Source organism: Arthrobacter sp. TWP1-1, from assembly GCF_049897845.1.
Taxonomy (GTDB): domain Bacteria; phylum Actinomycetota; class Actinomycetes; order Actinomycetales; family Micrococcaceae; genus Specibacter.
Genome location: NZ_JAFCXC010000007.1, coordinates 56,466 through 79,630, shown reverse-complemented (window position 1 = coordinate 79,630; position 23,165 = coordinate 56,466). Strand labels below are relative to the sequence as shown.

At 61.5% G+C, this 23,165-nt stretch carries 22 protein-coding genes; 13 read left to right on the top strand and 9 right to left on the bottom strand.

The features are described from left to right. Positions 1 to 55: 55 nt before the first annotated feature. The 4 genes from ACP7B9_RS13065 to ACP7B9_RS13050 all read right to left on the bottom strand — a co-directional run bounded on the left by ACP7B9_RS13065 (position 56) and on the right by ACP7B9_RS13050 (position 4,448). On the bottom strand, positions 56 to 1,654 hold the full coding sequence (locus ACP7B9_RS13065) for a stealth conserved region 3 domain-containing protein (RefSeq protein WP_425864027.1): 1,599 nt from the start codon (positions 1,652 to 1,654) through the stop codon (positions 56 to 58). A 63-nt stretch (positions 1,655 to 1,717) separates the two neighbouring features. Further along, entirely contained in the window at positions 1,718 to 3,100 is a 1,383-nt protein-coding gene (locus ACP7B9_RS13060) for an FAD-binding oxidoreductase (RefSeq protein ID WP_425864025.1), read from the bottom strand. A 128-nt stretch (positions 3,101 to 3,228) separates the two neighbouring features. Then, a complete protein-coding gene (locus ACP7B9_RS13055; protein ID WP_425864023.1) occupies positions 3,229 to 3,651 on the bottom strand; it encodes a hypothetical protein in 423 nt (140 codons plus the stop codon). A gap of 110 nt (positions 3,652 to 3,761) precedes the next feature. Continuing rightward, entirely contained in the window at positions 3,762 to 4,448 is a 687-nt protein-coding gene (locus tag ACP7B9_RS13050; protein WP_425864022.1) for a TetR/AcrR family transcriptional regulator, read from the bottom strand. Positions 4,449 to 4,589: 141 nt separating this feature from the next. Between ACP7B9_RS13050 and ACP7B9_RS13045 the strand changes: the two genes are divergently transcribed. The 3 genes from ACP7B9_RS13045 (at position 4,590) to ACP7B9_RS13035 (ending at position 8,459) form a co-directional block, all read left to right on the top strand. Then, the gene (locus ACP7B9_RS13045; protein ID WP_425864021.1) at positions 4,590 to 5,975 is read left to right on the top strand and encodes a flavin monoamine oxidase family protein; all 1,386 of its coding nucleotides are present in this window, start codon (positions 4,590 to 4,592) and stop codon (positions 5,973 to 5,975) included. 76 nt (positions 5,976 to 6,051) lie between these two features. Further along, positions 6,052 to 6,933: a universal stress protein gene (locus tag ACP7B9_RS13040; protein WP_425864020.1), complete on the top strand. Its 882-nt coding sequence runs from the start codon at positions 6,052 to 6,054 to the stop codon at positions 6,931 to 6,933. Then, positions 6,930 to 8,459: an APC family permease gene (locus ACP7B9_RS13035; protein ID WP_425864019.1), complete on the top strand. Its 1,530-nt coding sequence runs from the start codon at positions 6,930 to 6,932 to the stop codon at positions 8,457 to 8,459. The genes ACP7B9_RS13040 and ACP7B9_RS13035 overlap by 4 nt, the downstream gene beginning before the upstream one ends. An 88-nt stretch (positions 8,460 to 8,547) precedes the next feature. Here ACP7B9_RS13035 and ACP7B9_RS13030 read toward each other — a convergent pair whose 3' ends face one another. Next, positions 8,548 to 8,910 (bottom strand): DUF5997 family protein, encoded by a 363-nt coding sequence (locus ACP7B9_RS13030; protein WP_425864173.1) that lies wholly within the window; start codon positions 8,908 to 8,910, stop codon positions 8,548 to 8,550. 90 nt (positions 8,911 to 9,000) lie between these two features. Between ACP7B9_RS13030 and ACP7B9_RS13025 the strand changes: the two genes are divergently transcribed. From ACP7B9_RS13025 to ACP7B9_RS13010, 4 genes are all read left to right on the top strand, one after another. Beyond that, on the top strand, positions 9,001 to 9,804 hold the full coding sequence (locus tag ACP7B9_RS13025) for a substrate-binding domain-containing protein (RefSeq protein WP_425864018.1): 804 nt from the start codon (positions 9,001 to 9,003) through the stop codon (positions 9,802 to 9,804). A gap of 101 nt (positions 9,805 to 9,905) precedes the next feature. Next, positions 9,906 to 10,364: a carboxymuconolactone decarboxylase family protein gene (locus ACP7B9_RS13020; RefSeq protein WP_425864017.1), complete on the top strand. Its 459-nt coding sequence runs from the start codon at positions 9,906 to 9,908 to the stop codon at positions 10,362 to 10,364. A gap of 76 nt (positions 10,365 to 10,440) precedes the next feature. Then, positions 10,441 to 11,454, top strand: a complete 1,014-nt coding sequence (locus tag ACP7B9_RS13015) for a pirin family protein (protein ID WP_425864015.1) — start codon at positions 10,441 to 10,443, stop codon at positions 11,452 to 11,454. 172 nt (positions 11,455 to 11,626) lie between these two features. Next, on the top strand, positions 11,627 to 12,229 hold the full coding sequence (locus ACP7B9_RS13010; RefSeq protein ID WP_425864013.1) for an NADPH-dependent FMN reductase: 603 nt from the start codon (positions 11,627 to 11,629) through the stop codon (positions 12,227 to 12,229). Positions 12,230 to 12,340: 111 nt separating this feature from the next. Here the strand turns inward: ACP7B9_RS13010 and ACP7B9_RS13005 are convergent, their stop codons facing one another. Further along, entirely contained in the window at positions 12,341 to 12,613 is a 273-nt protein-coding gene (locus ACP7B9_RS13005; RefSeq protein ID WP_425863225.1) for a WXG100 family type VII secretion target, read from the bottom strand. Between the two features lie 294 nt (positions 12,614 to 12,907). Between ACP7B9_RS13005 and ACP7B9_RS13000 the strand changes: the two genes are divergently transcribed. From ACP7B9_RS13000 to ACP7B9_RS12990, 3 genes are all read left to right on the top strand, one after another. Continuing rightward, complete coding sequence (locus ACP7B9_RS13000; RefSeq protein WP_425864011.1) at positions 12,908 to 13,927, top strand: proline racemase family protein; 1,020 nt, start codon at positions 12,908 to 12,910, stop codon at positions 13,925 to 13,927. A 168-nt stretch (positions 13,928 to 14,095) separates the two neighbouring features. Next, entirely contained in the window at positions 14,096 to 15,208 is a 1,113-nt protein-coding gene (locus ACP7B9_RS12995; RefSeq protein ID WP_425864010.1) for a sensor histidine kinase, read from the top strand. A gap of 383 nt (positions 15,209 to 15,591) precedes the next feature. Then, positions 15,592 to 16,278 (top strand): response regulator, encoded by a 687-nt coding sequence (locus tag ACP7B9_RS12990; protein ID WP_425864008.1) that lies wholly within the window; start codon positions 15,592 to 15,594, stop codon positions 16,276 to 16,278. 587 nt (positions 16,279 to 16,865) lie between these two features. On the opposite strand, the gene ACP7B9_RS12985 is transcribed toward ACP7B9_RS12990, so the two are convergent. From ACP7B9_RS12985 to ACP7B9_RS12975, 3 genes are all read right to left on the bottom strand, one after another. Next, a complete protein-coding gene (locus ACP7B9_RS12985) occupies positions 16,866 to 17,825 on the bottom strand; it encodes a bile acid:sodium symporter family protein (RefSeq protein ID WP_425864171.1) in 960 nt (319 codons plus the stop codon). A 70-nt stretch (positions 17,826 to 17,895) separates the two neighbouring features. Further along, a complete protein-coding gene (locus ACP7B9_RS12980) occupies positions 17,896 to 18,999 on the bottom strand; it encodes a GTP pyrophosphokinase (RefSeq protein ID WP_425864006.1) in 1,104 nt (367 codons plus the stop codon). A gap of 118 nt (positions 19,000 to 19,117) precedes the next feature. Next, entirely contained in the window at positions 19,118 to 20,137 is a 1,020-nt protein-coding gene (locus ACP7B9_RS12975) for a LacI family DNA-binding transcriptional regulator (RefSeq protein ID WP_425864004.1), read from the bottom strand. A 420-nt stretch (positions 20,138 to 20,557) separates the two neighbouring features. Between ACP7B9_RS12975 and ACP7B9_RS12970 the strand changes: the two genes are divergently transcribed. The 3 genes from ACP7B9_RS12970 to ACP7B9_RS12960 are packed head-to-tail and all read left to right on the top strand — an operon-like array spanning position 20,558 to position 23,156. After that, positions 20,558 to 21,502, top strand: a complete 945-nt coding sequence (locus tag ACP7B9_RS12970; protein WP_425864003.1) for a carbohydrate kinase family protein — start codon at positions 20,558 to 20,560, stop codon at positions 21,500 to 21,502. 47 nt (positions 21,503 to 21,549) lie between these two features. Next, positions 21,550 to 22,359: an HAD-IIB family hydrolase gene (locus ACP7B9_RS12965; protein WP_425864001.1), complete on the top strand. Its 810-nt coding sequence runs from the start codon at positions 21,550 to 21,552 to the stop codon at positions 22,357 to 22,359. A gap of 14 nt (positions 22,360 to 22,373) precedes the next feature. Continuing rightward, positions 22,374 to 23,156 (top strand): glycerophosphodiester phosphodiesterase, encoded by a 783-nt coding sequence (locus tag ACP7B9_RS12960; RefSeq protein WP_425863999.1) that lies wholly within the window; start codon positions 22,374 to 22,376, stop codon positions 23,154 to 23,156. The last annotated feature ends 9 nt before the right edge of the window (positions 23,157 to 23,165 follow it).

The following is a 23,165-nucleotide window of genomic DNA, read 5'->3' as shown; positions in this document are numbered from 1 at the left end:
GGCCGATTTAGAGCATCTACTGCATCACAGTCTGGTTGGGCCCAGCTCGCCGGCGCTATTTTTCCCAGGGTGCCTTGAAGGGAAAATACTTCTCTAAAAAGTCTGTGACGAGTTCTCGTCGCCGTGATGGGCTGGCATCACCATTGCTGCCGTCATTCAAGCACAGGAAGTCGGCATTGCGTTGGGCCAGGATGCGATCAAGAGAGGCCAGACCGGCAGTGTTTGCCGTGTCAACATAGATACCCTTGCCGTCCTTGTGCATGACGGCACGGCCGGTCAAGAGCGCGTAGTAGTGGTAGAGCGAGTTTGTCACGGAGATATTCTCTGCGGCCCGGAATGTGCTGGCCGCCGTGGCGGCAAACTCCTGGGCGAATTCCTGTTCAAGTTCACTCAGTACTGACCTGCGCAAGGGTGCGGCGCTGTGCTCCAGATGGTGAGTTGTGAAGGCGTCGAAACGGTCCCATAGGAGCCTGCGGTTCACTCGGGCGGAGTTTTCAAAGCCGCTGCGGGCCGCTTCGCTTTCGCCCAGACCAATCCGGTTGGGGGAGAGTACAAAGCGGGTGATACCGCCGGGCGTGAAGAACAAATCCGGGGAGATGGGGCGACCAAAGAACATGTCGTCATTGGAATATAGAAAATGCTCGGACAATCCCTCGATATGGTGCAGTTGAGACTCCACGGCCATGGAGTTATGCGTTGGCAGCACCGAAGGGTCGGCGAAGTGCTCCTTGCTCCGGACCACGGTGACCTTGGGATGGGCGGCCAGCCACTCGGGCGCGGGTGAGTCAGTGGCAATGAAGATGCGCCTGACCCACGGAGCAAACATATGCACGGAACGCAAAGCGTACTTCAGCTCGTCCACCTGCCGGAAGCGTGATTCGTGGTCATCGCCCTCGCCTAATATTGCGTCCGCTTCAAGGGCGCGCCGGGACGCCTGGTACTCGGCGCCGCTGCCGTCCACCCAGGAAAACACCATGTCGATGTCAAAGCGAATGTCGAAAACGTGGTCAATGAACATGTTTTCGATGGTGGGCCAATGCTGCCCGTAGCGGTCGACGGAGCTGCGTGTGGCATCTGCACGATCGATGCTGCGCCGGGTAAGCGAATTTTCCAGCGGGAGGTCGATGCGATCGGCGGTGAAGGACCACAGCTCGATCTGAACGCCCCACGCTGCGCCAAAGTGCAGACCACCACGCGGTTCTACGCGGGGACGGAAGAGTCGCATGATGCGAGTCTTTGCCGAGGCCGCCAAGTGCCCGTCCGCGAGCAACACCGTTGACTTTCGGGTGTCCACGCTGCGGGCATAAAACGGCTCGTCTGCGAACGCCTCCGCAAGGGCCTGCTGCAGTTCCTCACGTAACACGGCATCAATGGCAAGCACCGGGCGCAGGTCATTGCCACGCACCAGCAGGTATTCAATCGAGTGGGCATCCAGCACGCTGCGGATCGCAAGAAGGTCCGCAGTCATTGCTTCATTTGGCGTCTGCGCCGCTGAGCTGTCATCAGCAGCGCTGGCACGGTTGATCAACGCCAGCCGGCCGCGGTGCAGCATCACGTCATCCCGGTCCAGAATTTCCGCGGCCCTCGGCGTAAGCGCCCCGAGCGCTCTGGAACTCGACGCGTTGGCGGAGCCTTCGCTGGGTGAGGCGGGCATGGCGGCTCCTGTACGGCTGGGGTAAACGTGGAGTTGGGCCGTGCTGGCGGCCCGACCCTGAGCTTACCGCGCCGGAACCTGACCCAACCGGAATACATTCCCGGGGTCAAACTGCCGAGCCAGAGCTGTTAGCCGCTCCAGCACCGGAGCGGTGTAGTTCGCCGCGAAGCCTGCCTGGCCGCTGCCGGCGGAGAAATTTGGCAAGGTCCCACCGTATGCCCATGGCGACATATTTTCCCGCAGCACTGCTGAATGGGCTTGGATTCCAGCTAGATCAGGGGGCGCCCCGACTCCCACGGTGTACAGCCCGAAGGGGGCATCCCGATGACACAGGGCGCTGGGCTCGTCCGGATCTTGGGCCAGGACGCCGCCAAATTGGCGGATTTCCACCAGAAGTTGCGATGAAGCCGCGTCTGGACCGGCAGCCTCCAGCAGGGCATCGACGGTTGCCGTGTTGAAGTCCGTCAACAAGGCTGAACCCTCGGTAGCAGGCATGGGATCTTCCGGATCGGAATGTACCAGCCCGATCATCGAAGCTGGCATCAGCCCGACGGCGTCCATTAGCACCGGCGCAGCCGAACGGATCGGCGCAAGCCAGGTGGCGCCGTCGTCAGCGTTTCCGGCGTAGACGTAGCGGACGGCAATCGTGAACCTCCCGGCCAGCGGTTCCGGGACTCCCGGCATGGGTGGCAACTGCATGAGGGCTACCGAGGTGGTCGCGGCGTGCGGCAACGTGGGGCACCACTGAGCCCAGGCGTGCAGGACGCTTGGTACGTCGGCCGTGTCGAAGAAGAGCGCGCCGGCATAGATCATGGGCAACGCCAGCAGATCGAATTCAAGGCCCGTGATGATGCCCAGCGATCCCTTCCCTCCGCGGAGACCCCAGAAGAGTTCGGGTTCAGTGGCGGCGGTGACGTGGCGGAGCGCGCCGTCGCCGGTTACGACATCGAAGGAGCGCACCATATCTGAGGCGGCACCGAAGGTCCGCGCCATGGGTCCGATTCCGCCGCCGCTGGTGTAGCCGGCGACGCTGACGCCGGGGGCGGAGCCACACAAGCCGACCAGTCCAGGTGCGGCGCAGTCGCCAAGCACCGTTTTCCACGTTATTCCGGCGCCTGTACGCGCGGTGCCGCCGCCTTCGGACTCGCTGATCACGCACTCGTTCAAGGCGCCGGTGTGGATGAGCAGGGCGCCGTCGAGGTTGCTGGCGATGCCATGGCCAGTGGCCTGAACGGCGACCGCCAGTCCGTTGGCGGCAGCGAAATTCACCGCCTCAACCACATCCTGCGGTGTCGTGGCGCCCACGACGGCCGCCGGGCTCGTCGTCACGGCCACGTTCCACGGCGTGGCCAGCTGTGCGTACAAGGGTTCGCCGGGTTCGTGGAGAGTGCCGGACAAGGCACTTCGAAGGCGGGAAAAATCCGGGCGGGGGCTGGCGGGTTCCATGGTGACCTCTCGCAATGACGGCCGTGCACAGCGCTTAGACCCCCAGACGGCCTGTGTTAAAGCCTGCCATTGCCATGACGATCTGGCTATGGATAGTTCAGCTCAATATTCGACGTCGGACCCCGGGTTCAGCTGTTTCGTGCGGCACGCTTGCGGTGGAACAGCAGGGCAACGGCGATTCCGGCAAGCCAGAAATCCTTCGCCAGTGCTGTGCCGGCAGCCGTTGGGCGGATACCATCCGCTTCGGTCATGCCGGGCGACTTGAGATAGGTGGCTACGAGGCCGCCGGAAAACGCGCCAAGGGCCAGCCCGGCCAGGCGGCTGGGAATGAACGGGGTAAGAACCAGTGCGCCGAGACCGATCTCGGAATAGCTCAGGTACTTGCCAAATTGCTCCGGGGCAAGCTGGCCAAGCTGCGGGACTGCCCGCTGCGCCATGTCCTGCAGGCCAGCGGCGTGTTCCTCGGGAAGGCTGAGTTTGTTGATTCCGGAGTTGAGAATAAACGCCCCGGAGACAAGGCGAAGTGCTGCGTTGCTGATGCTGAATCCCATGATGATCTCCCGTGCGTCTTGGTGGCGTTTGTTGTTTCAGCCTAGGGTCGTGTGCATCGCGTGGCTAGTGCCCGGCAGGGCGTGTTCCATCGCGACCCGGTGCGGATCAGCTAGCTCCGTGGCCCAACCGTCGCCGCAAGCCCGGCGATCATGGCCTTCAAGCCCAGCATGAATGCGGCATCGGCGTCATTTCTGGCGCCCGCGTTTGCCGCCCTGAGCTCGACGGCGGCGCTGAAGTTGGGGGCCTCGGACGCCAGCGAGCCTGCGTCGAAGATGTCGGCCGGCGCGTTGACGTCATACGCGGATCCGTAGATGAATGACTCCAATGCCACGACGGCGTCAATGATGGATTCGCGCGGCCAGCCGGCGGCCAGGAACCCCCGCGTCACGGCCTCGTACATCGTGATGGTTGCCGGGGCATTAGTTACCGGCAGCAGCGCGATGACCGGAATTAGCGGCAGGTGCGCCGCGAAAACGTCTCGGTAGGACGTCGCCCACGAGGTCACGGCCGTTTCCCACGGTTCCAAACCAAAGGCGGAAACATCCACGCGGCCCATGAGGTGGTCTTCCACAAGCAGCAGCACGTCCTGCTTGGAACGCACATGGTTGTACAAGGCGGACGGAGCCACGTTTAGTGACCTGGCCAGCGCCGCCATCGTCAAACCCTTGTAGCCGGCGTGGCTGACGAGTTTCAGGGCAGCCTTGGTGATCCGGGCGGAACTGAGCAGTGCCTGCGGGGGGCGCCCTGCCCGACGTCGTGCATTTGCGTGCTGCTCTACAAGCTCGGCCAAGGCCATTTCCCCTTCCTGGCGCAACGGTGGCGCAAGATTTTCCGCACACCCCTTTACGGGTGGTGGTGATGTCCGTTACAGTCTATTCTAAATGAACGGCATTCATTTAGTGAGGCGGATCACCAGCGCCTCGTAGGAGAGGGAAACATGACATCGGCAGAAACCCCCGTCACGATCGATCGCGATGTGGTCATCATCGGAGCAGGCCCGTCCGGGTTGACGGCTGCCCACGAACTGAAGAAGGCCGGCCTGAGCGTCGCAGTCGTTGAGGCGCGTGATCGCGTGGGCGGGCGGACCTGGTCCAACACGATCGACGGTGCATGGCTGGAGATCGGCGGCCAGTGGGTTTCCCCGGACCAGACGGCGCTCATCGGTCTGCTGGAGGAACTCGGCCTGAGCACGTACCCGCGCTACCGCGACGGGGACAGCGTCTACATCGCCCCCGACGGCACCCGCACCCGCTACACCGGCGAAATGTTCCCCGTGTCAGCGGACACCGAAGCGGCCATGAACAAGCTCATCGATACCCTCGACGGGCTCGCCGCCGCCATGGATCCCGCGAAACCCTGGGACCATCCGCAGGCCCGCGAGCTGGACATCATCTCCTTCCACCACTGGCTGCGCGGCCAGTCCAATGATGAGGAGGCCTGCAATAACATCGGCCTGTTCATCGCCGGCGGCATGCTCACCAAGCCCGCCCACGCTTTCTCCGCTCTGCAGGCAGTGTTCATGGCATCCTCCGCTGGCTCCTTCAGCAACCTTGTTGACGACAATTTCATCCTCGACAAGCGTGTGGTGGGCGGCATGCAGGGCGTGTCCCTCGCGATCGCCAAGGAGCTCGGCGCGGACGTCATCCTGAACTCCGCGGCCCGCACAGTCCGCTGGGAAGAGAACGACGGCGGCTACCTCGCCACCGTGATTGCCGACGGCGCCACTGTGACGGCCAAGCGCGTGATCATGGCCGTTCCGCCTAACCTCTACAGCCGAGTCTCCTTTGACCCGCCGCTGCCGCGCCGCCAGCACCAGATGCACCAGCACCAGTCGCTGGGCCTGGTCATCAAGGTCCACGCCGTCTACGAAACCCCGTTCTGGCGTGAAGACGGGCTCTCCGGAACCGGCTTCAGTGCCTCATCACTGGTTCAGGAGGTCTACGACAACACCAACCATGAAGACCCCCGCGGCACCTTGGTCGGCTTTGTTTCCGATGAGAAGGCCGACTACGCGTTCACGCTTTCCCCGGAGCAGCGCAAGAAGGAAATCACCGCCTCACTCGCGGAATTCCTTGGCGAGGCTGCCGCCGAACCGGTGGTCTACTACGAATCGGACTGGGGCTCGGAGGAATGGACCCGAGGCGCGTATGCGGCCAGCTACGACCTAGGCGGACTGCACCGCTACGGTCCCGACCAGCTGGCACCTGTTGGCCCCATCCACTGGTCCTGCTCCGACCTAGCTGCCGAAGGCTACCAACACGTTGACGGTGCGGTTCGCATGGGCCAGTTCACCGCCGCAGCCCTGATCGCAGAACTGGCGTAACACCGCGCTGGTCGAGCTTGCCGAGACCCGGCGGCCAGAACCAACACATTGATCATCACGTCCTGAGGAGGACCCTATGCGGTACGTAGTTGGATATGCGGCCAATGCCCGTGGCGGCGACGCCGTCAACCTGGCCGTGGCCTTGGCTCGTAGGCAGGGTGCCAGCCTGGATCTTGTCATGATCATGCCCCAGGATTCGCCGTACAACGGTGTCTATCCGCCGGATTCCGGTTTTGGCGACATCTTGGCCGAGCAGATATCGCAGTGGATCGATGAGGGCTTGGCCCTGATCCCGGACGACGTCCCGTCGCAGGCTCACATCCGCCGGGGTGAATCCGAGGCGGAGGCGCTGATCACTGCTGCCGAGGAGTTGGGGGCTGAACTGCTGGTCATTGGGGCCAGCAGCTCGGGCTTGTTCAAAAGATTCTCCATTGGGTCTGTCGCCAGCGCCCTGCTGCATGCCTCCACAGTTCCCGTGGTGCTTGCACCCTCGGGCTACAGCCGCACGGATCCCATCACACGCCTGACCTGTGCGCTGGGCACCCGTGCCGGAGCCGAAGACGTGCTGCGCACCGGCTTGGACATGGCCAAACGCCGTTGCCTGCCGCTCCGGCTGGTCTCGCTCGTGGCCCTGGGCCAAGCCGATTCAGGGGCCACCATCGAAGAGGCAAACGCCCACCTGCGCAGTGTCGCAGAAGCCAGCCAAGGCCTCGACGTCGACGAACTCGACAAACCCGAGATCGACGTCGTCGTTGGCCACGGACGCACCATTGAGGATGCAGTGGACGGGCTGGACTGGGAAAAGGGCGAGATCCTTTTGATCGGATCCAGCCGCCTGGCCCAGAACAAATCCATCTTCCTTGGCAGCACAGCAAACCGCATTCTGCGTGCCCTGCCGGTGCCCATGATCGTGGTGCCGCGCAATTTTGAATTTTCAACCACCGAGGTGACGACATGAGCACACCCAATGCAGCAGTGAACTCCGCCGATCGCGGCTTGAGCGAGAAGGGCCTAAAAGCAGGCTCGGTGGGGCTGATCGGCGCCGTCGTGATTGGCATTTCCTGCATCGCTCCGGCCTACACGCTGACCGCCGCGCTCGGGCCAACCGTGTCTGAGGTGGGTGTGCACCTGCCGGCCATCTTTATTGTGGGGTTCATCCCCATGCTGTTGGTGGCGCTGGGCTACAGGGAACTGAACAATGCCATGCCCGACGCCGGAACCTCCTTCACGTGGGCATCGCGCGCCTTTGGTCCGTGGCTGGGGTGGATGGGTGGTTGGGGTTTGATCGCCGCCACCATCATCGTGTTGTCCAACCTGGCCGCGGTGGCCGTCGACTTCTTCTATTTGATGTTGGCGCAGATTTTTTCCAACCCGTCCCTGGCCGACTTGACTACGGTGCTGCCGCTGAACATTGCCACGACCTTGGTCTTCATTGCCGGTGCCTGTTGGATCTCCTACCGGGGCATGGAAACAACCAAGACGTTCCAGTACGTTTTGGTTGCCTTCCAGCTCTTGGTGCTGGGGTGGTTTGCCATTGCGGCCTTCGCCCACGTTGCCAACGACACGGCCTTTGACGCCACCGCAATTCAGGCCGACTGGTTCAACCCCTTTGCCGTGGAGTCATTTTCACAATTTGCCGCCGGAGTTTCCCTGTCGATCTTCATTTTCTGGGGCTGGGATGTCACCTTGACCATGAATGAGGAGACGAAAAACCCGGAGAAGACACCGGGGCGTGCGGCTACCGTCACCGTCATTGTCATCATGGTGATTTATATGACAGTGTCCTTGGCCACCCTCGCCTTCGCAGGCATCGGAACGGAAGGTTTGGGTGCCGGAAACCCGGAGAATCAGGGCAGCATCTTCGCGGTCTTGGCGGGCCCGGTCATGGGGCCGTTCGCGATTTTGATGTCCCTAGCCATCCTGAGCTCCTCGGCGGCATCCCTGCAGTCGACCTTTGTTTCACCGGCCCGGACGTTGCTTTCAATGGGGCACTACAAGGCCTTGCCGAAGAGTTTTGGCAAGATCAGCCCCACCTACAAGTCGCCCAGCTATGCCACCATTGCGGCGGCCGTCGCGGCGGCAGCCTTTTACGTGGTTACCCGCACGCTGTCGGAAAATGCTCTGTGGGACACCATCACGGCGCTAGGCATGATGATTTGTTTCTACTACGGCATCACGGCGCTGGCCTGTGTTTGGTACTTCCGGGCAGAGGCATTCCGTGGGGCCCGCAACTTCTTCTTCAAGTTCCTGGCACCCCTGGTGGGCGGAGTCATCTTGCTGGTCATGTTCTTCAAGACCGCTTACGACTCTATGGATCCTGACTACGGATCCGGATCCAACATTGGCGGGCTGGGGCTCGTGTTCATCCTTGGCGCCGGCGTAATCCTGCTCGGCGCGGTCCTGATGTTGATCATGAACTGGCGTCATCCGGAGTTCTTCAAGGGCCAGGTCTTGAGCAAGGCCAGTCAGCCTTACAACCCGTAACCACGAAAAGGGACGGCGTTTGCGCAAAAAGCCGGTGGTAGACCACCCGCCGATTGCGCAAACGCCGTCCCTTTTGGAATCAGCGGGTTTAGCTTTGCGGGCGGCGTGCCGCTTCGCGCTCTTTCGCCAGCTTTGCCTCGGCGCGAGCCTTGGCATGAACGGCGCGTTCCTCAACCAGCCACGCAGGGGGTGCCTGCAGCAGCGCGGTGATGTCCGCCGTCGTGAGTGCATCGGTGATGTTTGAACGGTTCAGACCACCGATGGAGATGTTCAACTTCTGCGCCATGACGGGGCGCGGGTGCGGCCCATTGCGGCGCAAGTCCTCCAGCCAGGTGGGCGGGGTTTCCTGCAAAACCTTGAATTCCTCCCGGCTGATCGCGTTCTCTTGGAATTCCACGGGAGCTGCGGGCAGGTGGATGCCCAGCTTCTTTGCCGCGGTGGCGGATTTCATTGCTTGGGGGGAAGGTTTAATGCTCATATCTCTAAGGGTACCGGTGCTCGCGCGGTAGTTTAGGGGAAAAGGGTGCGTTAGGGTAAACAGGTGTCTGAATCCCGCGAACTTACAGTGACCTTTGTCCCGGGTGTGACCCCCGGAAAGTGGATCCACCGCTGGGAGGAGCGCATGCCCGGCGTACCCCTCGTGGCGAATCCGGTATCGGAGGAGCACCAGCTGGATGCCGTGCGCGCCGGCGAGGTCAACATGGCGTTCGTTCGCCTGCCCGTGGACAAGACCGGACTCCACGTCATTCCGCTCTATGAAGAGCTCTCCGTGGTTGTGGCACCCAAGGATCACCCCATTGCAGCCTTTGACGAGCTCTCCGTTGAAGATTTGGCCGACGAATACCTGCTCGCGGACCCGGATGAATTCCCGGAATGGCGCGATATTTCCACCGAAATTGCTGCCGGAACCCGCAAGCCATTGCCGCCCATGGCCTCCATTGAAGAGGCGCTGGATCTGGTCGAGGCCGGGCTCGGAATCCTGATCCTGCCGATGTCGGTGGGCCGTCACTTCAGCCGCAAGACCCTCCGCTCGCGACTGCTTCATGGCGTTGCGCAAACCACCGTCGCGTTGGCCTGGATCGACTCCTTCTACCCGCTCCCGGAAGAAGAAGAAGCCGTCATCCAAGAATTCGTTGGCGTTGTCCGCGGACGTAGCGCCAACAGCTCCCGCCAGCCGTCGGTACAGGCCAAGCAGGATGCTGCGCCTAAAAAGGGTGCCAAGGTCGCTAAAAGTTCGACGCCGGCCCGTGCCGGTGCAGGTAAGGGCAAGTCTGGCGGACCCAACCTGCGCGGTGGCGGGCGTCCCGGCGCCAAGGCCAGGGCGCAAAAGCGCGGGCGTCGCTAACGGGCCTGGGTGCCGTGGCACGAAGGAAATCCAACTTCTTGAATCTCGGAATTTGACGGAGTGGGCCGGCTCCGCTCCAGACACTTAGGAGCACGATCACGATGACCGAACGCTTTTTTCTGGACAAGTCCGACCCGGGCAGCTGGCGCGCGCTTAATGGATTGGCACTGAAGGTCCATGCATCCACTGAGGCTGCCGGGATTCCACGTTCGGTGATCGAACTGCTGAACGTGCGAGTCTCACAAATCAATGGCTGCGCGTTTTGCCTAGACATGCACAGCCAGTACGCTTTGGACGCCGGTGTGGCCAGCCAGCAGCTTGCGGTGTTGCCCGTGTGGCGGGAAACGGCACTGTTTACGGACCTGGAGCAGGCGGCGCTCGCGATCGGCGAGGCCGCTGCACTCCTGCCCGATGGCGACGAGCGACAGGTGGAACTCCAGAAGGCGCGCTCGGTTCTGACGGATGACCAGTATTCGGCGTTGCAATGGGCTGGCGTGGCCATCAATGCGTTCAACCGGGTCTCGATCCTTAGCCAACACCCGGTCCGGCCCCGCGGCTGACATATTCCGTTGCGGCCCTGCAACTGCGCCCCTGCGAAGAGGGTTTCGGCAATCATGGTGGATCTAGACTTGGCCCATGAGCAACGTGGAGACACAATCCGAAGAAGTGGTCTGCGCCTTCGAGCAGAATGTCGGTGGCGCCGAGGTTCTTCCGCCGAGAGCTGTTCCGCTAGGTGGAATCAGGGCCATGGAAGTTCGCCGGACCCTGCCGCAGAAACGCCGCAGCCTCATCGGGGCCTGGTGCTTCGTGGACCACTATGGGCCCGATCTGATCCCCGCATCGGGCGGGATGAACGTTCCCAGACATCCGCATACCGGCCTGGCGACCGTTAGCTGGTTGTTCTCCGGCAAGATTGATCACCGTGATTCGGCGGGCTTCACCGCCGTCGTCCGGCCCGGCGAGGTGAACCTCATGGTTGCGGGCCGGGGCATCTCGCATCAGGAGTTCTCGACCCCGGACACCTCGATCCTGCACGGTGCGCAACTGTGGTTCGCCCTGCCCGAGGCAACCCGGCACATGCCTCCAACGTTCGCACATTATGTTCCGGAGCCGGTTCTCGGGGAAGGCACGGAGCTGCGGGTGTTCCTTGGCTCATTGGCGGGTTCGACCTCACCGGTTGACAGCTACACCCCTCCTTTGATGGGAGCCGAGGCGGTGCTGAGGTCTGGCGCCCGGCTGGAGCTCTCATTGGATCCGAGCTTCGAATACGGGATTCTGCTGGATACCGGCGATCTGCAGGTGGACGGCGAACAGGTGCCGGTGGACCACCTTGTGTACCTGCCCCCGGGCCGCTCGACTGTGGTGCTTGAAGCGGGTACGAGTCCTGTGCGCGTCCTCCTCATCGGCGGTGAGCCCCTGGGCGAGAGGATCGTCATGTGGTGGAACTTTATTGGGCGGAGCCACGAGGAAGTCGTGGCCTACCGCGCGGCCTGGCAGGCCGAGATCGGTGCTGAACCGGCCGCGCCACCGGCAGGCGACGTTTACCCGGACGGGGCACCCTACCCGCGCTTTGGCCCCTTCCCAGACAATATGCCAGCACCTTTGCCCGCACCGGGACTACCAAATGTTCAGCTGCGCCCCCGCGGCTGAAAACCGGACCGGAGCGGATTTTTTTTGCCCTACGACCGTCGACGATGCCAACTCTAGTCAGGACATCGGCCCTGTACTAAAGTCGGAATCGCGTGACCCATCAACTAGTCACGGTGCCCGAATCAACGAAAAAAATGTGGGCGGGCACCGACGGTAGATAAGGAAGAATGCAATGGCCACTTACAAAATCGGATACTTCGTCGGAAGCCTTGCCAGCGGATCCATCAACAGGATCCTCTCCAAGGCCTTGATCCGGCTGACCCCTCCGGAGCTCGAATTCACCGAAATCCCCATCGGGACCCTGCCACTGTACAACTCGGATTTTGACAGCGATTTCCCTGCCGCCGGACGGGACCTGAAGCAGGCCATCGAAGCCTCTGACGGGATCCTTTTTGTTAGCCCGGAGTACAACCGGTCGATCCCCGGCGCCCTGAAGAACGCCATCGACTGGGGCTCGCGCCCTTGGGGCACCAACTCATTCGCCCGCAAGCCAACAGGAATTATCGGAGCTTCCCCGGGCGGCATCGGCACGGCCGTCATGCAGTCCTCCATGCGCGGCGTCCTGAGCTTCCTCGATGCTCCCCAGCTCAACGCTCCGGAAGGATATATCCGCTTTGACGCGGAAGCCTACGGTCCTGACGGGGAGGTCAAGAACGCCGAGACGGAGGCGTTCCTGAAGCATTACATCGATGAATTTGCAGCCTTTGTCACGCGTGTCCTGGCCGCCAACGCACCTGGCCACATCGGTGACTCGGATCCGGCCTCGGCCAAGTAGCTTCGACAATCGTGGCGCCGAAACCGGGTCTCATGGACGGTTTGGTCCATCAATTAAACGCAAAAATGCCGGTTCCCGCATGATGCGGAAACCGGCATTTACTGCCACGTGTCAGTGAGCGGAGGTGTCGACCTGCTGCTGCTTCTGCTTGTTCACCAAGGTCTTGACCTGGCCGAGGTCTGAAACAACGTTGGCCAGCTGCTTCTTGGACGTCGGCCACTGCTGACCCTTGAAGTTGTTGGCGTCGGGGCCTTCCCAGCGAACCGACTGAGCCTTGCTGTCCAACGTCGACATCACCTGAGTGATCTGGTCGATGGCCTGCCCCAGCTTGGAGACCAAATCAGCCATGTCTGCCGGGTCGTTACCAATCATTCCACCTGCCATGATGCACATCCTTAGATTAGAAATTTTGTCGCGGCGTTGCCGCTCCAGGACCACCCTGACCGGGAAGTTCCGGCTGAGCGATTACTAAGAATCTATCCCGACCCGGCAAGTCCCGTCGATGGGGTGAGCTACCCATGCAGGACTGCCCATACCCACGGGACCAAGATCAGAACCGGGACCGATGCCGCTAGGGACCCCTGAATCATTGACAGGCCATGGGGGCCGTGCCATATTGACGGCAGGGCCCGGTACCCGTTTAAGCCAAGGATTGCCGGCCCAAGAGGAGGCGCGGTCATGAAATCGGCACTGTGGGAAATTGAGGCCTTTGACTATCACGCGGCGGGGGAGCCGTTCAGGATAGTTCCTGCCCTGCCCTTCCCCATCGAAGGATCCACCGTACTGGAACGTCGTGAGAACGCCATGACGGGCGACGCCAACAAGATCCGCAAACTGTTAGTCAACGAGCCGCGTGGCCACGCAGACATGTATGGCGGGTTCATCGTGCCGCCCAACGATTCCGGCGCCCATTTTGGGGCACTTTTCTGGCATCGTGAAGGATTTTCCACGGTCTGCGGACACGGCACCATGGCGCTGGGCACCTGGGCGGTCCGCAGCGGTCTGGTTCGTGCCCCGGACGACGGCGAAACTGACGTGGTGATTGACATTCCTTCGGGTCGCGTTACGGCTCGGGTCATGATGGCGGAGGGCAAGGTCGCCGAGGTTGCTTTCCATAATGTGCCCTCCTATGTGGTGGCCAGGGACATTGAGGTCAGGACCGCGGACTTTGGCCGGCTGCGTGTTGACCTGGCTTGGAGTGGCGCGCTGTACGCCTCGCTCCCTGCCGCAGCCGTGGGACTGGAGGTCACGCCGTCGAACTTGGCAAAAGTGGTTGCAGTAGGGCATCAGGTGGCAGCGGGCCTAGCCAACGAGCAAGTCGTGCACCATGCCTCGGATTCGCGATTGTCAGGCATATTCGGGACGATCCTTTATGAGCCGGTGGCTCATTCCGGTCCTGGGCTGGCCCAACGCAATGTGAGCGTCTTTGCCGACGGGCAGGTGGACAGATCGCCCAGTGGTTCGGGTACTGCCGCCCGCGTTGCCCTGCTTAGCGATTCCGGAGAGCTGGCCGAAGGCGAGGTGCTGGAACACTATTCCATGATAGATTCACGCTTTGCGGCCCGTGTGGTTGACCAAGTCAACGGCTCAGGCGGCGGGCTGGTCGTGGAAGTCAGCGGCCGCGCTTTCCCCGTGGGGGAAGGGAAATTCACGTTGGATGCCGATGATGAATTGGGACTGGGGTTCGTACTCCGGTGAAGTGCACGCTGATTGCCTGGCGGTGCTGAAATGAAAGGCAGTACTGACATGGAACGCAGCACCGAGTCACGCGGCAGCCGGGCGCGTCGGAATTTTTCCATTGCCAAGGTCCTAAAGCTTGGAAGTTCACCGATCCCGGCGTGGGTGTCATTCACAATGGCGCTTTTTGTGACCGTGTCAGCATTTGACGATTCGCGGTTGTTTATCTTGACGGGACCAACGGGTGACCAGCCATGGTGGGTACTTGCCGGAACGGTTGCCTACTGGACGTTGTGGATGGCATTGGCCTTTTTGCCCCAGCTGGCGCCGTACGCCTTTGCGCTGTTGTTGGTGACCATGTATCCCCAGGTAACACCGGGCGGGGCCATGTTGATGGCCTTCGGTGCGCTCGCAGTTGCGGCGTACCGGGTGTCGGCGCGTGGACTTGTTGTCATGGTGGGTGCGTTTCTGGTGTGGCAGATGGCATGGACGTCAGGAGTCTCCACCCTGGGCACGTCAGGCCTGTGGGGACTTTTCCCGGCTACTTTGATGCTTGTGACACCCGGATTGGCTGTGAAATTTCAGCGGGAGCGTTCCCTGCAAACCGAACGAGTGCAGATGGCGGCCGAGGAGACGGCGGCAAAAGTTGCCTTGAAGCAGCGCACGGAGCTGGCTAGGGAACTGCACGACGTTGTCACGCATGGGCTGACCATGATTGCCGTTCAAGCCAACCTAGGCACGCTTTCCAAAGAAGACGGGGAACAGCACCGGGCGTTGGCGGAAATTGGCCAGATGGCCCGCAACTCCCTTGATGACCTACGCCGGCTCTTGCAGACCATGCGAGCCGACGATCCACCCGCCGTGGCTTTGCTGGAGGCAAAGGTTGCGCCCAGCTCGGCAACCATTGACCTTGCCCAGAGTGTTGCAGATGCCCAGAAAAGGCTCAGTGGCCTCGGGTTTCCCACGGTTGTTACGACGTCCGGGGATCTGGACCGCACGCCTAATGGACTCCGCTCAACGGTTGTGAGAATCCTGCAAGAGAGCGCCACCAACGTTGCAAAGCACTCAGGATCCGGCACGGACTGCGAGATTGCCCTTGACGTCCACGAAGACCGTCTGGAGCTCAGCATCCGGAACCAGATGACTTCGGGCAAGCCCCGACTGCCGGTTTCTGGAACTGGCCTGGTGGGGTTGAGGGAGCGGGCATCCCGTCTCGGCGGAAGCCTTGAAGCCGGACAGTCTCGCGGCTCGTGGACGGTTCGTGCGGTGCTGCCTTTCACGGGACGCCAAACACTCCACTGAGCGAGAAAACACCCATGGGCTCTTGTGGGCTCTTGAGTCGACGCGGCTTTGCACCCTGAGCTTTGGAACGCAGGGCCAAGGTTGGCCATGCGGATAGTTTAATGGATTTTGACCCCTAAATCCCTGTCCAATTGGCTAGAATCTCGCAGACTTGTTGTTGTTGGAGCACTCTTGTCCGTAGCGTCAAGTGGGCGCGGTAGAAGTACTTGGTGCTCAAGGCCAAGCACCTGCCAAGCCAGTTCGAAGGAGAAAACGATGAACGCTTTACGTGTATCTTGCACTGGTTCCAGAACGCAGCACGGGCAGTCAAAAATCCCCGGCATCTGGCCAACTGGCACCATTCCTGTACCCGGCGTCTGAAACCGGGTACGTAGACTGTCAACATGAGTATGAGCGCTGAGGTAACCGAGCTTATTACCACGTCCGAACCAATCGACGTGGTCATTGTTGACGATGAAAAATTCGTGCGCGGGGCGTTGCGGACATATTTGTCCCAGGCTGCAGACTTGGTGGTGGTGGGCGAAGGCGAGAACGGCGCTGACGCTGTCCGCCTCGCGCACGAGTACCACCCGGATGTCATGCTGATAGACATCCAGATGCCCGTTATGGACGGCATTGCCGCCATTCGCAAAATCGTGGCCCAGATCCCCGAGGTCCGAATTCTTGTGGTCACCGGACATATTTCCGATACCTACCTCAAGGCGGCCTTGATTGCTGGCGCCAGCGGTTACGTCGTCAAGGATGCGGAACCTGGGCGAATCGTTGCAGCGGTCCGGGAGGTCCATGCCGGGGACTGCCCGATTGATCCTGCCGTCACGCACCTCCTCGTTGCGGATGTCCGCAAGAGCCTGCCCGCCCGTAGGCCCCGCCCCGATATAGACCTCTCTGAGCGGGAAAATGATGTTCTCCGGCTCCTCTGCGAGGGGCGCAGCAATAGTGAAATCGCGGCTGCGCTCTTCCTCTCCGAGTCCACCGTCAAATATCATCTTGTCCGTTTGGGCAGGAAGTTTGAGGCCCGGGACCGTCTGCAATTAGTTATTACAGCGCTTCGCACGGGAGTTGTCGCGTAAGGCATTAACGGAAAGACTGTCCAAAAGGACAGGGGTCAGGGGTGTTCTGGCTGTATACCTAGCGTCGCGTGCGACCTATGCTGGGGAACATCCATGCATCGGCGGGCCAGCCCCGCCTCGTTGAAAGGCACCTGTCATGAAATCACCCTTCATCTCCGCGGGCGTTACAGCAATTCTCGCGGCAGGTCTTATTCTGTCTCCGGGCCTCTCTCCGGCGTCAGCCAGTACAACCGATGAAGCTACCTCAAGCTCTCCAAGTATTTCGCAGGCCGTAGATAAAGGTTCCGTGGCCACTACCTTAGGCATGTGGTATTTGCCGTGCAGTTTCGCAGGCCTTCGCTGGTGCTGAGCCAACGGTAAAATCCGGGCTCGGCTGCTAGGCAGCATGAGCCTGCTTGTTTTAGGCGTTCTATATTGGTGCTCGCATGATCGCCAATAAGGTTGGGGGGACGCCCGCAACTAGCGCTGCGCACGGGCTGAACTTCTGCAGGCCCTCTCCTTCGTTTGTCTAACGACACTCGAAGGAGAGGGCTTTTTTGCGTCAACGGTCAATCGGCCAGCGGGTCAGCGGGTCAGTGCGTCAACGGTCAATCGGCCAGCGGCTTGCGGGCAAGCCATGCAGCCACAATGGCGCCTGAAATGTTGTGCCAAACGGAGAACACGGCAGAGGGGAGCGCGGCAAGAGGCGAGAAGTGCGCGGTGGCCAAGGTCGCGGCCAATCCCGAATTCTGCATGCCAACCTCAAAGGCCAGTGCTCGGCGGGCCTTCGCATCAAGCCTGCCCACTTTGCCGGCCAGGTAACCAAGACCTAGCCCGAAACCGTTGTGCAGGATGACGGCAAGGAAAACGATGCCGCCGGCTGCAACGATCTTGGACGCGGAGCCGGCCACCACGATGGCCACGATGAAGGAAATGACCACGGCCGAAATCCAGGGCAGCACCGGGAGAACAAAATTCACCACGCGGTTGAGGAACAGCCGGGCCAGCAGCCCCGCGATGACGGGGACGAGGACGGTCTTGAGGATGTCGACCATCATGGCGCCGGCGTCAACATTGAGCAAGGAACCGGCAAGGAAGAGCGTCAGGGCAGGCATGACGATGGGCGCGATGAGCGTTGAGACGGTGGCCACGGCAACGGACAAGGCCACATCGCCCTTTGCGAGGAAGGCCATAACATTCGAGGCTGTGCCGCTGGGTGCGCAGCCTACCAAGATGACGCCGGCGGCCAGTTCCGGGCTCAGGTGAAGGCCCATGGCGATGAGCCAGCCGGCCCCGGGCATGATGATGTAATGGGCGCATATGCCAAGGGCTACGGCCCATGGGCGCTTTGCCACAGCGGTAAAGTCGGGCAGCGTCAGCGTGAGTCCCATGCAGAACATGATGATGCCCAACAAATACGGCACGGATGGAGCCATGGGCTTGAACGCTCCCGGCAGCAAGAATCCGAGGACGCCGGCGACAACGACCAATAGCGGGAAAACGGTGACGGCGATCAGCGTGGCCCGGTCTGCCGTGGCGGGTTCTGTGGTCTTTGGTGTTGCAATGATTGACTGAGGCACCCGTTAATCTTGCACCTCGCCAGCCACGTAACCGAATCAGTCCACTATGTGCAACGGGCTAGAAACCCTGAGCCTTGCGGTAGCGCTGCATCTGCTGGTGGCGACGAACCAGGCTGTCACGGCGTGGTGTCTGCTCCGATGAGGCCACCTCAGCGGTCAGGTCGATGTGGCTTTCGCCGAACTGCCACAGCAGCAAGTCATCGAGCAGCCGGTCGGGTCCGGGGGAGTACCTGTGGTCCAGCGCCTTGCGGACGTTGGAGATGATTTCAGGTTGCAGCAAAGCCGCTAGATCCATGGTTTTGCCCAGCCCGTGCGCGGCGACCAACTCGGCAGCCCAGCCCCAATCGTCGTCGGCCTTCCTGTCAACGTGCGGCAACAGCGTCTGCCAGACGGCCTTGATTCGGTTGGGCGTCAGGGAAACTTTGCCCTCGCCGTCGGCGTCCCAATAGCTTGTGACGGTTTCATACCTGCCATGGAGCTCGGAAAATGCCGATTCCACGGTCTCCAACATGGCCGCGGTGGCCGTGAACTGCCTATCAAAGTACGGGCTCCACGCGCGCGGGTCCTGGGACTTGAAGCGAATGTCGTGTTCGATCTCGCTCCACGCATGGGCAAAAATGGTGCGAATTTGGCACTCGAAAAAGTAGCTGCCATTGGGCTTGTTCTCGGGATCAAGCAGCTCTTGGTAGCTGCGCACCACATCATTTTGGATCGTTCGAAGGATCAGGTGACGGCTGGAATATCCGTAGGTGCCCGATTCAATGGAACCAATGTCCTTCTCTGTATCGCCGCGGCAGTCGAAGATGTTGCGCTTGCGCTTGATCAGGTTGGCAGCTTCGGCGTTCTCCCCGGGCAGGGTGGTGATGACGCGTACGCCCACCATGTCGGTCAGGTTGCGCAGAGGTTCAGGGAACAGCAGGGCCGGATCAGCATCCGGCTCGGCCACCATCCTCGACGCCTTTTCCCTAAAGGACTCAATGGTCTTGGTCCGGCTTGTCACAAAAAGTGGTTTGTCTTCGGCCTCGGACAAGATCTCCCGGACCAGGGACTCCATCTCTGCGGTGACCTTTTCCAGGGCAGGCCGCGTGCGCTCGTAGTCAGCCACTGAGGCGCTGACCGCCGGACGCAGTGATTCATCGAGACGATCCCAGTTGCTACCCATAACCCGAGCCTAAACGCCCGGGTGGGCTGGATGCGAGCAGCACCGCCGACTATGACACAAATTCTCGATTAACTTATGTTCCCTCGCGAGCGTTGGCAGTGTCGCGGAGGCTGCAGTGTCACGGTGCTGGCGGAGCTCCCGTGCTGCTCCGCACTATCAGCTCCGGAACCAAGGAGACCGGCGGCAGCTCACCCCTTGCAGGATCCAGACGGTGCAGGAGCCGTTTGACGGCCAGTTTTCCGATCATCTTGAACGGTTGGGCTACCGTGGTCAGCGACGGGGAGCTGAATTCAGCCAGCGCAATGTTGTCAACGCTGACGATGGAGATGTCCTCCGGGATTCGCTTGCCGCTTTCATGAAGGGCGCGAATCAAGCCGAAAGCCATTTCGTCGCTCGAGACAAAAATTGCCGTCAGATCGGGGATTCGGGCCGCAATCAGCCCGTTTTTGTACCCCGATTTAGGGGACCAATCACCCTGGAGCTCCGGAGGTGCAGACTTTCCTGCCCGTTCCAGGGTTCGCCGCCATCCTTCGCTGCGGTCGAAGGCCTCGATCCAATTTTGTGGTCCGGCCAGATGCCACACCGTCTCATGGCCCAGATCCAGCAGGTGTTGCGTCGCCAGCTCCGCGACGAGAGCCTGATCAATGACAAGCAGTTCACTTGACTCGGTTCGTGAGCCGTCAAGGGTGACGATCGGCGTCGTAGTACCGATCCGCGCTACGACCGGGCTGGATTGGATCATGGGGACAGCAAGGATGATGCCGTCGGCGCCACGGTCCACGAGCCCTTGCACAGCTGTCTCGATCACGTGGTCATCCATGGAAGAGATGGGTGAGCAAATGACCGAATGGTCCAATTGGGCCGCGGCCATTTCAATACTGCCAACCACCATCGAACGGGCGTAGGAATCGGTATCAAAAAGAACCAGGCCAATAATTTGTGTCCGGCCAGTGGAAAGGCTACGGGCCGCGTAATTACGGTGGTACCCGAGCTGCATAACGGCCGCCTGGACGCGTTCCCTCGTGGCTGGCCTCACGCTGTGGTGGCCGTTCAACACCCGCGAGACGGTCTGCGGCGAAACGCCGGCCACGTTGGCGACATCGCGAATGCCGGTCGGCCGTGACGCGGAATTGCTCATTCGGTAATCCAAGCTGCAGTGGTCATATCAAGAACTGTAACCAAAACTGCGGGGGTTGGGCGTCATGCCCAACCCCCGCAGAATTACCTCCGGATTGCGTTCTTTCCTTGGTGTTGCCCCGTCAAGAACGACGGCGCACCAGGGTAAGTGCCCCGAGTCCCGTCAGGAACGTGTCGGCCAGATCATCGCAAAAACTCCTCGCCCATAGTGTTTAGTGCTGGTGCTGTCGAGGCAGGTGAAACAACGGCCATGCCGGCCAACACAAGGCTGGGTGCGGCAAGAGCCGTCACAATGCGCCACGTGCTCTTCATAAAGGTGGAAACTCTCGAATTTTAGAGATTTCAACGGCAGTTGGCAAGGGGCCGCGGACGCCCGACAGCCCATGAACATAATGCCGGGTGCGGCACGTAGGCTGGTGCCATGTTGACTGTTATTGGTGAAGCGTTGGTTGATGAAGTGGTGCGCCCGGGGCAAGCCCCTGTGCCGCACGTGGGCGGAAGCCCCATGAACGTTGCGGTGGGCTTGGCCCGGCTAGGCCACCCCGTGCAGTTCCTTGGCCGCTTTGGGCAGGACCCTTACGGCGACATGGTGGCCGGTCATCTTCACGCCAACGGTGTCATGGTTCCACTAGCTGCCGATTCGCACGCTACCTCCGTTGCCAGGGCCACGCTCGATGCCGACGGTGCTGCCAGCTACGAATTTGATCTGGACTGGTCACTGCCGGAGCTTGCCGCAGGTGTGGCTGATGGTGGGCCGAATTTCATGCTGGCGGCAACTTCCATGCTTCACACCGGTTCAATTGCCACCATGTTGGCGCCGGGAGCCGCGCAGGTCTTGGAAGCCGTGATGCAGGCCCATCCGCACGCCACCATCGCCTATGACCCCAACTGCCGTCCCAGCATCATTACGGACGTGGATTATGCCCGGGATCAGGCGAAGAAATTCGTCCGCCTGGCCGACGTCGTCAAGGCCTCCGATGAGGACCTGGAGTGGCTATACCCCGGTGTTGACCCCAAGGAATCGGCCCGCCGATGGCTTGCCATAGGAGGTGCGGAGGGCCCCGCCGTCGTAGTTGTTACCCAGGGCGGGGAAGGTCCGTGGGCGGTATGCGCCGCCGGCGAAGTTTCCTGCGCCGTGCCGCCGGTTCGGGTTGCCGACACCGTAGGCGCCGGCGATTCCTTTATGGCAGCGTTGCTCTCCACCCTCGTGGACCGTGAACTTGATGGCGCCCAACGTCGCCCCGAGCTGCGTGCCATGAGCACGGCAACTCTCGCCGAGGTGATTGGCTATGCCGCACGCGCGGCCGCCATCACAGTGTCAAGGGCTGGTGCCAACCCGCCCAGCCGCGCCGAGCTCCAGCAGTAGGCGCACCGCGGGTCCACCGTGCGAGAGGAAGTTGGGTAGCCTTGGGTATGCGTTTAATTGCCAGCGACATTGACGGAACAATTCTCGGTCACGACGGAAAGATCAGCCGCCGCACCGTGGATGCTTTCGCGGCCGCAGCCGAGGCCGGTATTGAGATTGTCTTTGTGACCGGACGCCCGCCGCGCTGGCTCGAACCGATTCGCGAGCAGCTGGGCCACACAGGCACCGTCATTTGTTCCAATGGCGCGGTGAGCTACGATCTGGGTGCCGAAAAGGTCCTCGATTCCCACCTGCTGCCGTGGGACACCGTCGATAAAGTTCGCAGCATTGTCACGGAGCTGGTTCCCGAGTCCTACTTCGCGTTGGAATCACTGACCGGATTGCACGTCGAGGAGGGCTTCTTCGGCTCCCGCCCTGCGGCCAGTAGCTCCGAGGTGGTGCCCTCCATGCTGACCCCGGACATGGCCGACGCAGGGATCGTGAAGATGCTGGCCGTTCGCCATACCGGCAGCGCCGACGACTACCTCGAACTTGTTGCCCCACGCCTCGCCGCCTTGATCGGCGTGACGCATTCGGCTCCGGATCTGGCCTTGCTTGAGATGGGTGCGCTCGGCGTCAACAAGGCCGTGACACTGGCCAGGTATGCCGCGGCCCGCGGGATCGACGCCGCCGATGTTGTGGCCTTTGGTGACATGCCCAATGACATTGAAATGCTGGGTTGGGCGGGCTCCGGATACGCCCTTGCCAGCGGTCACCCGCAGGCGCTGGCAGCCGCAGCCCTCGTTGCCCCGCGCTTCGAGGACGACGGCGTAGCTCAGGTCATCGAGTCCCGTCTCGCCGCGCTGCGCCTGGCGTGAGCAGCGGAGGGACGGTGGCAAAGTCCGTCGATTCAAAGCCGTATCTGAACTCGGAGAATCCTCTTGCGATCGCACACCGGGGCTACTCCCGGGACGGGCTGGAGAACTCCCTGAAAGCGTTCAGGTCAGCCCTGGAGCTCGGTTATCGTTACGTTGAAACGGACATTAACTCCACGGCTGACGGCGTCGCGGTTGTCTTCCATGACGCAGCGCTTGACCGGACCACGGATCAGGTAGGGGTCATCGCGGCGTTGCCCTGGTCCCGAGTGCGCACGGCACGTATAGGCGGGACCGAGCCGATCGTCACGCTGCCTGAATTCTTTGCGGCATTGCCAACGGCTAGGTTCAATATCGATGTGAAGGATGCCGGATCCGTGGCACCGCTGGTGGCGGCCATTGAGAGATACGGGCTGCACGATCGTGTATGCGTCGCATCGTTCTCGGACACGCGGCGGCGCAAGGTTCTGGCCGGGCTATCCCGTCCGGTTGCAAGTTCCCCGGGGCAGGGGCTGCTGGTGGCATATTTCCTCGTGGAAGCATGGCTGCCGAAGGCTTTGCTGCGGTCACTGATGCGCACCGTGGACGTCCTGCAGATACCCCGAACGTACAAGGGGATGGCGCTTGTCACCGGGGCAAAGGTTCGCCGGGCACACCGGCTGGGGCTGAAGGTTCATGTCTGGACCATCGACGATCCGGCGCAGATGCACGAGCTATATGAGCTGGGTGTGGACGGCATTATGACCGACAGGGCCGATCTTCTCGCCGAAGTTATGCGCCAGCGCGGCTACTGGACGTAATTATTAAGC